The sequence below is a fragment of the Paraflavitalea speifideaquila genome (assembly GCF_032395985.1).
Lineage (GTDB): Bacteria > Bacteroidota > Bacteroidia > Chitinophagales > Chitinophagaceae > Paraflavitalea > Paraflavitalea speifideaquila.
The window spans coordinates 122,009-134,649 of the sequence record NZ_CP135920.1 but is presented as its reverse complement, the minus strand read 5'-3'; the positions used below and the strand labels follow the sequence as shown (position 1 = coordinate 134,649).

Sequence of the window (12,641 nt, the reverse complement as noted above, 5' to 3'; positions counted from 1 at the left end):
CGTACTCGAAAAGTTTATTGAACACCTCGTTATGGTACCGGACGTTATAAGGCTCTTTTGGGAAATATAGGTAATAGTCACGCTGGTACGGGCCTATCTTGTATTGGAAATAAGCTATAAAACCTCCTGGCTCCCCGGAATAAGCAGACCGGGTACCGAGGTCGGCCAATATGTTACGGAATATCATATTGGAGGAAAGCCAGTCTCTAAATTTTCCCATTACCTAATAATTTGTTCTACTGAAATTTAAGAAATAACGTCCAAAGGAAATCACAGGTAGGGGTATATGTGTAACTTTTACATAGTTATAATATTTGCAAAGGTTTCCAGCTAAAGTAACTGAATAGGTCAAAAGCTTCCTTTCTGTTATAAGGGTTCAGGTTCTTTATAATGTTTGAAATATTAAACAGACGGTGTGATTTTGTTTGTTATTTTAAACACTATCATCCTACGAAGAATATTTGCTTCTTGTGAAGAAAGACTGACTACAAAACGTAGTGCTTACTGTGGATGTATATCCCTTATGCCCGCTGCAATCTCGGGCCAGTGTAAACCGGTAGTTTTTCGATCAAGAATGACCAACAGCCGCTCACGCAGATCATCGGAGCCATCAAGCATGTTAGCTATTTTTCGGCCTATTACTCTTGCACTAATAACTCGTAGGTAATCTGGTTGGTAAACGCCATAATTATCCATTACATCGAGGTATTCTTCATAAATCTCAGTTTCCTTTAGGTCAAAATATACAGAGATGATGTGTTCTATGTCTGTAATGTCTTTTGTTCGACTGGGTTCGTTGTCGTTGGCGATAAGCTTCAATAAGATGAGGCCTTCCAATGGACATACCTTCAAGCTTATTCCATTATTGAGTGTATACTGTTCAACATCGGGAAATACTTCCTGGAAGCCCGGCACATCTATCACAAATAATCTTGGTTTTGCAAGTTTAATTTCCCTGCCTTCATTTTCGATATCTCCGAATGGCAATAAATCCAGTTCGACAGCATTCTTGTAGAACAATTTTATGGGCTCCGTTTCATGTGCTGTGAAATTGCCTGTTTCAAGCAAAGCCTGCTTTACCTGGTAAAATTGCTGTTCACTTGCAAGAAGTATTGCAATATCAACATCTTTAGTTGCTCTTTTGGAAGCAAAGCTTGGGTTAGCCCAAAGGCCAATATCTCTTGCCAACGCACCCACCAGGTAAAAATCAATTTCCAACTTTTTCAGTACCTCTTCAAATGCGGCCAGCATTTCCAGCGCAACTCCATTTATAATATTATTTGTCATTTAAGTATGTTTCTTTCATTCTTTCAGCCATTTCTTTATTACGACTGTCCAGATCATTGGCCAGATCTGCATATATCAATAACGCGGGGCTGGGATCGCTTTTTCATCATGTTCGGTATTGGCATTATCTCCTGGTAATTCCCCCAAAATTTTTCTAGTATCGTGATGTTACCGTTATTGTCGGGGACAATGCCAAGCATTTTTGACAACTCATTTCCTGATTTTTCTGAGTAAATGGTAAAATGTTCAGGAACCAAGTGGCCTGTAAGTAACGCCGCGCCGGGTTCACCTCCCCAATAAATCCCTGGATACTTTACATTTTGCCACTCTTTAGTGCTTTCTGGCCGCAGAAATCGAAACTTTCCTCTTAATTGCTTTGGTCGCAATGTGACATCGAACATTTCAGTCCAGCGAGTGATTAGCTTTCCGCGATTGGCAAGTTTTTCAGTATTCCCTGTCTTAAATGTGTAACCTCCTTCCTTTAACTCCCCAATAATGGCCCGATATTACCTAAGGCGATCCCGGCGGCAGAAGCAATTTCTCGGTAAGATGCCTCTAATAAATCAGGATCGTTAATAATAGCCATTAGGAACTTTAAACCTGTGGATTTCCAAAGTTTTCCCCTGGCTACTTCCCGGATAGATGTCACCTTCTGATCGGCCACATATATGAATATGCCTTTGACGTTTATATAACAATTACCTGATAACTCCAGATAGTTTATACCAAAACCTTTAAAATAGTCCTTCAGCGGCAGGGGAATATACCTGGCTATCAATAACCATTGATTTTTATTCTTCCCAAACTGTTCAATTATCCGCAATGCCTGGCTTTGTCTTACTTCCCCTTTTAGCTCTACATTGAAAGTGTGCTCTACTCCAGCAAATCTAATCGTAATCCGTGCATCTATCTCTCGATTTTCTTCCGGCAGGGGAATCTCCTTTATCTTACTGCCAGTCAGGCCATTAAGTACTTTAATGGCTGTTTGCAGAAGCTGTTTTTCAGCATGTATTTCTTTAAATGTGTTCATTTTTTATTTTGTTCATGATTCATGAACGCTCCAAAATTAATGAACATTTTTGATTTCTGATCAATTTTGTTCAAATTATAACAATGTTCATGATTCATGAACATTGTTATAATTTGAACTGCCCGATTTAAAAGCCACCAACTTCAGCGAATATTCCTTCTTTACCGACTTCTCGAAGCTGTCAAGATAGCTTTCAGTGGTCTTCATGCTGGTATGGCCCAGTGATTCCTGAATGAACTCAGTACTTACACCCGACCTCTTCAGGATGGTGGAGAAGGTATGCCTGGCTACATAGGTGGTCACTTTCTTTTCAATGCCCAGCTTCTTTCTGATCTTACGCATCCAGTCGTTGATAGCCTGGACAAACAGCTCGCACAATTCCACTTGACGCAAAGGAGTGATATTATGCTCCATCCAAGGAAAGATGTAATTCTCCGGGTTTTTATCCTTGTTACCCCAATAGTCAATGATCTTCTGCAAATCATCTGATACAAAGACTGTTATTGGCCGGGGATCCAGCCGGGTGGAGTTTACTGTCTTTGCACGCTCAAATACCAAGTACTCGCCCTCGATATTTTTGTATTTAAGATGCATTATATCTGTAGGGTTGATTCCATTAGCCAGGTAAGAAAACAACCAAAAGTCCTTGGCCTTCCGCTCCCGTTCTGATTGTGGCTGGTAATAATAGATCTTACTTACATCTTCCAGGGTAAGCGCCTTTTGATGTTCCTCGAAGTAGGGGTTGGTAAAGCCGGCGGCCGAAGGGGTAGCAGCTTTCCCTTTGATAATGCCCTGGAATATTGCTTCGTTGAATAAAGCACGTAGACAGCGGGTGTAGATGCCCACAGTAGTTTTGGAATATTTGTGCTCCAGCATCCAGGCTTCAAAACGCTTAAGATAGATGACATTGATATCAACGAAACGAACATTGCCGCTAAAGCGGGCAAGGACATTGTAAGTTGTTTGATAATGGGCGGCTGTACGGATGCGGTGCTCGTTCAAAAGTTTGCTAATATAAAATAGAAATACCGCCAGGATCGTGTCCGGCTCCGGCTTGGGCAACCGGAAAATAGGGAACCGGTTATCATACATGACCTGGTTGAAGGGATGATTTTCGAGTTCAGCTATTTCCTTGATGGTTTTCCGCTGGTGAAAAGAAGGATTGTTTAGTATAAACACCTTCTCGAATCCCGCGAACGTGAATGGGTGAAGATCTGCTGCCGCTTCCTCGGCTTTTCGCTGCAATTGTTTGAAGCATTCCTGCATCTTTTTCAGGCACTCTGATTTTTGCTTAGAGGGCAAAGCCTTGAATTCTGCCTCACTTAAGTCATAAATCGTCTGATAACGCTGTGACTTGCGGTTAAAAATTGCCAACAACTTTACCGGAAACTTCCCTGTTTTTTTTTGGCCCGGCGCGTGTCCAGGCTGATCGAAATACTAAATGACATTTGACTAAATTTTTCGTGTTCACAAATGGCTCTCCGACCTCCAAAATTTGCCAACAATTTGCCAGCAAAGTCCCGTTAAATGGCCTTCAGAAGGCTTTGATCAAATTAGTCAAAAACATTAAATGGTTGATATTTAAATAGTTAAGTTAATCCAAGTAAGCCCCGGCAAGCCCTGATTAAGCCATTTTCGTGGCTGTTAATCAGAGGGTCGTTGGTTCAAGTCCAACAGGGGGAGCGAAAGAATCAAATGGAGCCTGTAAACGTAATGTTTACGGGCTTTTTCTGAAAAGCCTTCAAGAAGTTCCTTATCAACCTATCAAGGGATCAAATTTTTTTCTACGTGCTCTGAGGCACAGCTGCGGATGCTTGATAGGTGAAGCCAGTTTTTGTGCCGGTTTATATACCAGTAAAGCCTCGGCCTTTAAGGTTGCAATACAGCTTCATATCCGAGTTGTTTGATCTTCTGCAGATATGCATTAAGCTGTTTGGTTTTTATTTTTGTTGTAATACAATTGGATCGGGTTGTGTAAAAGGTTGCTTGTCTTTAATCATATGCCAGACTGCACACAGGATCTTATGCCCTATAGCGATGAGCGCCTTTTTAGCGCCTATTCGTACCGCGAGGCTATAATATTTGTTACGTAGGTAGTCCTTTCCCTCGCCCTTGCAATGTGTAGCAGCCCAGGCACATTCTACTAGAACGGTTTTGAGTTGGGGGTTGCCTTTTGTTATTCGGCCGCTTTTTTTTACCAGCACTTTCATTATTGCCAGGACTAATACCAGCCCACGATGCAAGGTGATGTGAAGATGGGAAAGCCTCCATATTGTCACCAATTTCACTAATGATAGTAGCGGCACTATCTTTCCCAACTCCTGGTATGGTTTGCAGCAGATCAACAGACAGTTGGTGACTTTGCAGATGTTCGTCGATCGCCTGGTCAACGTCTGCGATAACTGCCTGTATTTGGGCTATAGACTTTTTGATTGTCTTGAGCATGAAGCGATGATGAGCAGTGATACGCCCCTGCAGGGATTTATGCAAGGTGTCTTTGGATGCTTTTACCCGACCAAGGGCCAGGGAGGTCAAAACAGCAGGATCTGTTTGGCCGCCAATGATGGCATCGATCACAGCTGACCCACTTTTGCCAAACACATCACTGATGACACTGCCGAGCTTGATGTTAGCGTCTTCCAGTATCTTTTGAAGGCGGTTCTTCTCGGCAGCAATCTGACCGGTGAGTTTCTTTTTATAGCGGAACAAGTCTCGCATTTCTCTTATGTCTGAAGGTGGAATGAAGCTGCCGCTCAATAATCCACTGAGCAATAATTTGGTCAGCCAACGGCTATCGGCCTTGTCCGTTTTGCGGCCAGGCACATTTTTTACATGCCGGGCGTTAACCAGCAGGATCTCGAAGTCTTCTTCCAGGATATTATAGACAGGCTTCCAGTAAACACTGGTGCTCTCCATGGCTACGTGGGTAATACCAGTTTGCTTTAACCAATGGCGCAACTGCTCTAAAGAAGCAGTAAAAGTCTCAAAACTTCGGGTTTCTTCCACTATCCCTTGACCTCCAATACTGGCTACCACACTGTTCTTATGAACGTCCAGACCGCAGCCTGCAGCTACTACCTGGTCAAACTCAATTGTTGACTTTACCATAGTAACCTCCTTGTTTTGTATATAGGAAAGTTACCATTTTTCAACGGCTCACACTTTTCATGGGCGCGGGTGCTCAAAAGGAATCAATGTTTTTGTGTATGCTTACAACCAATTTTATAGCATGGGGTCACTTTACAGGTGTCCTATGGGTGTACAGCCTTAAAATTTTGACGCAGTAGAAAACTCCTTCGGGAAACAGTATGCTTTGGATGTATGATCATACCCATATTTCAGATTTTGTGAGGAACGGGGCGTAAACCTCTACGGCGTTTTACCGAATGGTTCCGAGACCTCGACCAGCCATTAAAGTCATTGTTCTCAAAACTCCATGAGCCGAATATTTATTCCAATCGGCTCACTTTTTTAATACATTTGAGCCGAATAAACGCTATAATCGGCTCATGATACATTATAATTGGCAACTAAGAGACTGGCCCGGGTTTTCCTACAACCTTAAAGGAGTTGAGGACGACTTATTTATGTTTGCAGAAAAGACAGGGCACATCACGGGTATATTAAAAGCATTGCCGGAAGAAATACAGATGGAAGCCATCATTGACATGATGGTGACCGAAGCTATCAAAACATCCGAAATAGAAGGCGAATACCTAAGCCGCAAAGATGTTCTTTCTTCCATAAGAAAAATTTGGGCTTGGTGAGCAGCCCTGAACATATCAAGGATAAAAAGGCTGTAGGAATCGGCGAACTTATGATTGATGTGCGTAATACCTATAAGGAAGAGCTCACACAAGAAAAGCTATTTGCCTGGCACCGAATGTTATTGCCCGCAAGTGAAGGAATTGAAGTCGGTGCATGGCGTATTCATGAAGAGCCTATGCAAGTTATTTCAGGAGCGATGGGTAAGCAAAAAGTTCACTATGAAGCACCGCCCTCGGCACGGGTGCCAAAGGAAATGGAACAATTTATCTCCTGGTTCAATGAAACCGCACCGGGCAGCAGGAAAGAAATCAAAAAAGCACCCGTCCGTTCAGCTATTGCACATTTGTATTTTGAAACCATTCATCCATTTGAAGATGGCAATGGCCGTATAGGCCGAGCGATTGTGGAAAAGGCTTTATCACAAGGAATAGACCGTCCAGTTCTTCTCAGCTTGTCCCGCACGATAGAAGCAAACAAAAGGCTTATTACGATGCCCTTCAGGAAGCGCAAAGGTCTAATGAGATCACACCTTGGATACATTACTTCATAAAGACCACGCTGGATGCGCAGATAGAGGCAGAAGAGCAAATTGATTTCACGCTGAAAAAGTGAAATTTTTGATCGCTTCAGAGATCGGCTTAATAACCGACAGCTTACGGTCATCAAAAAGATGCTGGAAGAAGGGCCAAAAGGTTTTGAGGGCGGCATGAACGCCGGTAAATACAGTTCTATCTCAAAAGCGTCCAAAGCTACGGCTACGAGGGATTTGCAAGAGCTACTTGAAATAAGCGCATTCATTCTTTTCGGTGAAGGCGGGGGCGCAGTACGAAATATAAGGTCAACCTTTAATTTCACCCAACCAGTCTTCGTTACCGCACGCTAAAGAGCTGATGAATCATTCCGTCGACTATCAAGAAATCCTTGATGGTTCAATCTTTAGGGAGCGCTTCTTTCAATACATTTTCGATGGATATTTCCGTCACTCTGTCATGTCGGGTAAATTCGCAAAAGCCTCTAAATCATCGACCAATTCATTCAAGGCTTGTCTGCTTGGGGGAGCGAGCAAACATAGGAACTCAAAAGTATATACACCCTCTTTTATTCGGGTCCCTGTCGGAGACTTGAGGCCGTTTAAGCGATTCTCAAGCCCTAATTTTATTTTTGATACTTCCTCATTGTTATTTTTAGCAATTTTCAAACAGTCGGGAAGGCGGTGGTTTAAATGAGTTTTTATAACTAACATTATCCCCTATTTAAGATGCAAGCTGACATCAGTAATCTTTGATCTTGAGAAAGTCCTTCATGGCATCAACATAATAATTTCCTAAAGGTGCTGATGAAGTCTTTTTGTATGGTCGTTCTTCTTTGAGCATAAGGTCTGTACGCTTGATATTGAACCATATCCATTCGTCCATTACCCTTGAAATAAAATGATGAGTTACTGTGTCTGAACCCTGGTATAAAAGCCAACCGTGCCAAGTTGGATAAGTCTTATTATTTTCTGCCCATTCTTTAACTTCTGAAACAGTCCAGTTTGTTTTGCGCTGTAACACTGATTGCCCAAAAACTAACTGCGTCATTATAAGAAAAGAAGTCGTAAAAATGATTTTTGCCCACATAGATTTTAAGTGTTTGTTTACAAAGACCGCCAACGTTCGTGGGCTTTGCTTTCGTGTAAGCATTATGGAATGTCAACCCTACTTAAAAATAAGCAACATAATCGAAAAAAAATTTAGTGTTGCCCTTGTTCTTCAGTCGGTTGACGCAAACCCATGTAGCAATCAATACAATCACAACCAAATGGTCAATTAAGTGTCTTCCACTGAAATAGGTTGACCTGATCTTCAACTGTTCAACCACCCCAAGGGCGTCCCGTCCGGCATTTAACCCCCATCCCCTCGTCCGGATTTATAAAACCGTACGCCGGAATCTGTTTTCCAGGACCTCCCCTGTAGCAGTATAACTGACTTTTGAGGGCGAACGGCCAATAGCCCGTTCTGCTCATCCAAAATACTTTACAATGAAGAAATTGATCCTGGTAACCTGTTTAGCAGTTAGTCTAATCCCTGCCTTTTCCCAAAATCCACCTACCGAAAGACAACAGATAGAAGGCATGATCCAGCTCTATTTTGATGGCTGGGCAACGGGGATACGGCGCAACTGGGCAAAGCCATGCATGCCTCCTGTCGCCTCAAGAACTACGGCAACGGAAAATTTGTCGAATATTCCAGAAGCCAGTACCTGGGTTTGTTCAAGCCACGCCCCCGGCCCCAAAACCTGAGTACCCGTATTGTTTCTGTTGATATTACCAATAATATGGGCAGCGCCAAAGTAGAGATCAGCACAGCGCGCGACTTGTTTACGGACTATTTCAACCTCATGAAGACGGATGAAGGTTGGGTAATTGCCGATAAGGTATCCACCCGCACACCCCACAAAACATTTGATATAAATGTCATACGGCTCGAAAAAGAAACAATCCTGGATGGATTGAAACGCCCCTGGAGCATTGCTTTTATTGCGGAAGAAGAGGCCCTGGTGTCGGAAAAAGAGGGCGATCTCGTAAAGATCAATCTAGTGAAGAAAGAAAAGACCAGGATCACCGGGTTCCCGGCAGATATGGAAGACAGTCTCAGTGGCCCAGGCGATAATACTGGCAAATTTGAGGTACTACTTGACCCCGATTTTAGCAACAACAAATACATCTACCTATCATACGCCGCCAAAAAGGTACTGCAAGAACCACCAAGATCATCAGGGCTGTACTGGAGGATAACTCTTTACAACATATAAAAGTGCTTTTTGTAGCAGAACCCTATACGCATGAACGTTTTCATTATGGTGGCGGGATGGTATTTGGTAAAGATGGCAAGTTGTATTTTACGATCGGCGAACGCCTGTTCACGGAAAAAGATCAACCCGCTGTTCCAATAGCTCAGGACATACAGGACAGGCGGGGCAAGATCTATCGGATCAACCCTGACGGAACCATCCCGTCCGACAATCCTGATTTTGGAGGGAAAGCCACACCTGGCCTCTATGCAACCGGCATCAGGGCCGCACAAGGGCTCACGCTTGATACGGTGACAGGCAAAATATGGTTCAGCGAGCATGGTACGCATCAGGGAGATGAGATCAATGTGCTGAAAGCAAAGGCCAATTATGGCTGGCCGGTAAAAACAACGGGCAAATACCGTTATGCCGAATATGCACCTCAACCTGTTGCGGGGAGTATCTATACCGATCCTGCCTACTACTGGCTGCAAACCGTAGCCCCCACAGGCCTGCATTTTTATTCAGGGAAAGAGTTTGCCGTCTGGAACCGGAACCTACTCGTTGGCGGTCTATCCAGGGGTAGCTTATGGCGCCTGGTAATAGAAGGGGAAACTATTAAAGGCGCCGAGGAACTTTTTACAGATAGCCGGCTAAGGATTCGGAAAGTGGCACAAAGTCCCGCCGGCAAATTGTATATACTTTCTGATGAGATCAATGGCAAACTGATCCGAATAAAAAATGGGGCATTATAAATAATCAAGCACCTGGCATGGGATGGCCAGGTGCCTTTTTCCTAACAATAATTTGTGGGCGTAAAACATCTTTCCCGCTTAAGCATCCGGGATTTCAGGTTCTACCAGCTTAGCCAGCTTTTCCAGTGATTCCTGCCAGCCTAAATAACACATTTCAGCAGGTATAACGGCAGGAATTCCTTCCTGAGTAATTTTTATTTCAGTTCCCACGATGGTTTTCCGAAGCCATACGGAGGTAACCATTTCTCCTGGCAGGTTGGGGTCGTCAAACTTATCGGTATATTTCAAAAACTCGTTAGGTTTGATCTCCAGGTAAACGCCCCGAATGAATGGCTGTTGCCAGTTGAGAAATTATGGAATGACATTTTAAAGGAGCCGCCGGGTACTGCTTCCATATTGTGGACAGTACAAAGGAATCCATAAGGTGGTAACCAGGAAGCGATGGCGGTAGCTTCTGTAAATGCGCGGAATACTTTTTCGGGAGAAGCTTTAAGTACTCTGTGTAGTGAAACATTATTTGACATACAATGAATTTTTATTGCACAACAAAGATGGAAGTAAAATGGGGTTTCGATAGAGGTTGAATGGGACAAACTAAAGGGTCAATGCGACATTGGCTGTTGAACAGGCAGGTTTCCGCAGATGGCATGGGAACATTCCCTGAAGATGGGAACATTCCCACTAAAAATAGGAGTTATTTTCAAGGGTAGGCAATGGCTTTTTGCTGTTACTTGTTATCATAAGCATTGCCGTATGAAAAAAATCACCCCCTTTATCTTATTGTTATTATTGGTATCCAATTACTTTGTGCAGGCATTTGTTGGGGATACGACTTCAGTGCCAACGCAACAACTACCCGGGTTAAAGCCCATCCTGGATGCACAAAAGAACAATCCGGTTATTACTATTCCACCGGGCACCTACCTGCTCAACAATTTAACGCATGGCGCGTATCAGTTTAGCAACCTCAATAATGTAACGATCAATGGCTATGGCGCCTCTATCATTTGCAATTCGCAAGAGTTGGCATTTAAGTTTTATAACTGTACCAATATAACGGTATCTGGTTTTTCCATTGATTACGATCCGCTTTGTTTTACGCAAGGAACGATTGTGGCTAAAGATGCTGTGAAAAATTTATGGTTTGAGGTGGAGATAGACGAAGGGTACGCGGTTGATCAGGTAAAAAATACCCGGGTGCAATTTTATGATCCGGCCACCAGGCAACTTAAAAACAGCATCACCACCGGCGAAGGGCATTATGCAGCTTTTGAAAAGATTGGCACCAATAGGTTCAAATTAACCAAGCAGGCTGCCTGGGTTGCCAATGAAGCAGTAGGCGACCTGGTAGTGCTGGATGTAGTATCTACCAAGGTCAATCCTGCCGCCCATGCCTTTCAACTTGAAAAATGTCAAAATGCTACGGTACAGGATATCACGATCTACGGGTCAAATAGCTTTTCTTTCTTTGAAAGAAACTGCAGCGCCTCGCATTACAATCGTTGCAAAGTTTTGAGAGGGCCAGTGCCAGCTGGTATCAAAGCCCGGTTGCGCTCAGGAAATGCAGATGGCATCCATAGCAGCCTGGCCAGTATTGGCCCATTGGTAGAAAACTGTGAGGTAAAACACAATGGGGATGATTGTATCATTGTATGCGGACGTTCATTTCCCGTTTGCAAAATTGATAGCGCGACGCAAACGATCTATGTTTTAAGCAGGGAAGCCAATCCGGTGTTCTACGTAGGCGATACGCTACAACAGGTATTGTATGCAGGTGTTAAGGGTGGTCAAATGAAAATCCAATCGGTGGACCCCTACGTTCCTACGGCCGCAGAGCAACAGGCCATCGTAGCGCTATATCCGGATCTGCTGTTTAAAACCAGTTATACAAAAGGGGCTCGTATAAAACTGGATAGCTTGCCAGGCATGGGCATTGGCGATGTTGTTTACAATGAAAACCATACGGGCAAAGGGTTTGTCATCCGCAACAACAAAGTGGGGTATAACCGGTCACGCGGTATTCTCATCAAAAGCGGCAATGGCCTGGTGCACAACAATGAAATTACGGGAACAGCTATGAATGGTATTTTAGTAGGGCCCGAAATTCACTGGATGGGTGGAGGTTTTGCGTACCATGTGGAGATCAAATACAACCGCCTTTCTGAATGCATGTTTGAAAAAACCAACCAGGGCATGCCGCCAGGTGTGCTGTCGGTATTTTGTGCCAATGGACTAGCACAGGTTCCCCTGGCTGGCGCTTTTAGCCAAATCAATGTTCATCACAATACGATCCAAAAATCGCCCTACCCGGGCATTGTATGCACCTCGGTTTTGGAGTTACAACTTGCGGACAATGAGGTAATACCCTATCCCTGCAATAGCCGGGAACATGGAAAGCGGTTTGGCGTAACTTTTAGCGCACCCATCTGGGAGAAAAACAACACGCATTAAAATAAGAAGACATGAGCTTACACAAACCATCATGATCCCTGGGCAAGTTGCCCAATACCTGGTTGGGTGGGACTGACAGGCGCCCCTGCCTGGGCTTCTACAAATAATCTGATCTTTTCAAGGGTTGTTCGCCAGTAAAAGTTCAGGTGCTGATAGATCACCGCTGTAGGGAAATTATCAATGGTGAGGGTTAATGCAGTGCCTGTTTCTACTGGCGCCAGTTCAAATTTGAACCAGGTATAATGTTCTGGCTTATCAGACAGCCGGGATATGGAACTCAGGTGGGTATACTGAAGGGTTTTATGAAGATCATATTGGAGTAAGGTTCCCTTATTAATAAACCGCACATGGTGAAATCCGCTGATCAGGAAGGGGCTACCTACCTGCCAACTGGTTTCGACCTCCAAGTCCATTTCCGGTTCACCCATCCATTGTTTCATTTGCTCCGGATCGGTTAAGGCCATCCAGATAGCGGCGGGTTGGGCATTGATATGAACAGTTTTATTAAATTGATCACTCATATTCCTGACTAATTTTTATTAAAATACAGGTTGGCGAAATATATCCCTTACTACAAT

General features: G+C 43.7%; 12 protein-coding genes and 2 pseudogenes. 4 read left to right on the top strand and 10 right to left on the bottom strand.

Annotation, left to right across the window (positions count from 1 at the left end; translation table 11 throughout):
- Positions 1-501: 501 nt before the first annotated feature.
- From RS881_RS00950 to RS881_RS00930, 6 genes and pseudogenes are all read right to left on the bottom strand, one after another.
- A complete protein-coding gene (locus tag RS881_RS00950; protein ID WP_315819357.1) occupies positions 502-1,287 on the bottom strand; it encodes a nucleotidyl transferase AbiEii/AbiGii toxin family protein in 786 nt (261 codons plus the stop codon).
- Positions 1,277-1,366: a hypothetical protein gene (locus RS881_RS58835; protein ID WP_350340071.1), complete on the bottom strand. Its 90-nt coding sequence runs from the start codon at positions 1,364-1,366 to the stop codon at positions 1,277-1,279. Before RS881_RS58835 ends, RS881_RS00950 begins: the two co-directional genes overlap by 11 nt.
- Positions 1,341-1,688: a type IV toxin-antitoxin system AbiEi family antitoxin gene (locus RS881_RS00945; RefSeq protein WP_315819356.1), complete on the bottom strand. Its 348-nt coding sequence runs from the start codon at positions 1,686-1,688 to the stop codon at positions 1,341-1,343. The genes RS881_RS58835 and RS881_RS00945 overlap by 26 nt, the downstream gene beginning before the upstream one ends.
- Before the next feature lie 80 nt (positions 1,689-1,768).
- Positions 1,769-2,317 (bottom strand): hypothetical protein, encoded by a 549-nt coding sequence (locus RS881_RS00940; protein ID WP_315819355.1) that lies wholly within the window; start codon positions 2,315-2,317, stop codon positions 1,769-1,771.
- Between the two features lie 87 nt (positions 2,318-2,404).
- Positions 2,405-3,583 (bottom strand): tyrosine-type recombinase/integrase, encoded by a 1,179-nt coding sequence (locus RS881_RS00935; RefSeq protein ID WP_315819354.1) that lies wholly within the window; start codon positions 3,581-3,583, stop codon positions 2,405-2,407.
- Positions 3,584-4,257: 674 nt separating this feature from the next.
- Positions 4,258-5,425 (bottom strand): annotated as a pseudogene (locus tag RS881_RS00930) (IS110 family RNA-guided transposase).
- 401 nt (positions 5,426-5,826) lie between these two features.
- Here RS881_RS00930 and RS881_RS00925 point away from each other — a divergent pair.
- Entirely contained in the window at positions 5,827-6,084 is a 258-nt protein-coding gene (locus RS881_RS00925) for a DUF4172 domain-containing protein (RefSeq protein WP_315819353.1), read from the top strand.
- Positions 6,081-6,635, top strand: a complete 555-nt coding sequence (locus tag RS881_RS00920) for a Fic family protein (protein ID WP_315819352.1) — start codon at positions 6,081-6,083, stop codon at positions 6,633-6,635. Before RS881_RS00925 ends, RS881_RS00920 begins: the two co-directional genes overlap by 4 nt.
- A 721-nt stretch (positions 6,636-7,356) precedes the next feature.
- On the opposite strand, the gene RS881_RS00915 is transcribed toward RS881_RS00920, so the two are convergent.
- A complete protein-coding gene (locus RS881_RS00915; RefSeq protein ID WP_315819351.1) occupies positions 7,357-7,704 on the bottom strand; it encodes a hypothetical protein in 348 nt (115 codons plus the stop codon).
- Positions 7,705-8,257: 553 nt separating this feature from the next.
- Between RS881_RS00915 and RS881_RS00910 the strand changes: the two are divergent.
- Positions 8,258-9,612 (top strand): annotated as a pseudogene (locus RS881_RS00910) (PQQ-dependent sugar dehydrogenase).
- 78 nt (positions 9,613-9,690) lie between these two features.
- On the opposite strand, the gene RS881_RS61450 reads toward RS881_RS00910, so the two are convergent.
- Both RS881_RS61450 and RS881_RS61445 read right to left on the bottom strand, forming a co-directional pair.
- The gene (locus tag RS881_RS61450) at positions 9,691-9,900 is read right to left on the bottom strand and encodes an SRPBCC domain-containing protein (protein WP_425476339.1); all 210 of its coding nucleotides are present in this window, start codon (positions 9,898-9,900) and stop codon (positions 9,691-9,693) included.
- On the bottom strand, positions 9,897-10,136 hold the full coding sequence (locus RS881_RS61445) for an SRPBCC domain-containing protein (protein WP_425476338.1): 240 nt from the start codon (positions 10,134-10,136) through the stop codon (positions 9,897-9,899). The genes RS881_RS61450 and RS881_RS61445 overlap by 4 nt, the downstream gene beginning before the upstream one ends.
- Positions 10,137-10,365: 229 nt before the next feature.
- On the opposite strand from RS881_RS61445, the gene RS881_RS00900 reads away from it, so the two are divergent.
- Positions 10,366-12,063, top strand: a complete 1,698-nt coding sequence (locus RS881_RS00900; RefSeq protein ID WP_315819350.1) for a right-handed parallel beta-helix repeat-containing protein — start codon at positions 10,366-10,368, stop codon at positions 12,061-12,063.
- 29 nt (positions 12,064-12,092) lie between these two features.
- On the opposite strand, the gene RS881_RS00895 is transcribed toward RS881_RS00900, so the two are convergent.
- A complete protein-coding gene (locus tag RS881_RS00895) occupies positions 12,093-12,584 on the bottom strand; it encodes an SRPBCC family protein (RefSeq protein ID WP_315819349.1) in 492 nt (163 codons plus the stop codon).
- Positions 12,585-12,641: the final 57 nt, after the last annotated feature.

What these genes read in the sequence shown, in the direction of transcription:
- RS881_RS00925 (WP_315819353.1), top strand. Translation starts at nt 5,827, where the DNA reads ATGATACATTATAATTGGCAACTAAGAGACTGGCCCGGGTTTTCCTAC.
- RS881_RS00895 (WP_315819349.1), bottom strand. Translation starts at nt 12,584, where the DNA reads ATGAGTGATCAATTTAATAAAACTGTTCATATCAATGCCCAACCCGCC.
- RS881_RS00935 (WP_315819354.1), bottom strand. Translation starts at nt 3,583, where the DNA reads ATGCAGGAATGCTTCAAACAATTGCAGCGAAAAGCCGAGGAAGCGGCA.
- RS881_RS00915 (WP_315819351.1), bottom strand. Translation starts at nt 7,704, where the DNA reads ATGTGGGCAAAAATCATTTTTACGACTTCTTTTCTTATAATGACGCAG.
- RS881_RS00940 (WP_315819355.1), bottom strand. Translation starts at nt 2,317, where the DNA reads ATGAACACATTTAAAGAAATACATGCTGAAAAACAGCTTCTGCAAACA.
- RS881_RS61445 (WP_425476338.1), bottom strand. Translation starts at nt 10,136, where the DNA reads ATGTCAAATAATGTTTCACTACACAGAGTACTTAAAGCTTCTCCCGAA.
- RS881_RS00950 (WP_315819357.1), bottom strand. Translation starts at nt 1,287, where the DNA reads ATGACAAATAATATTATAAATGGAGTTGCGCTGGAAATGCTGGCCGCA.
- RS881_RS00945 (WP_315819356.1), bottom strand. Translation starts at nt 1,688, where the DNA reads ATGTTCGATGTCACATTGCGACCAAAGCAATTAAGAGGAAAGTTTCGA.
- RS881_RS00900 (WP_315819350.1), top strand. Translation starts at nt 10,366, where the DNA reads ATGAAAAAAATCACCCCCTTTATCTTATTGTTATTATTGGTATCCAAT.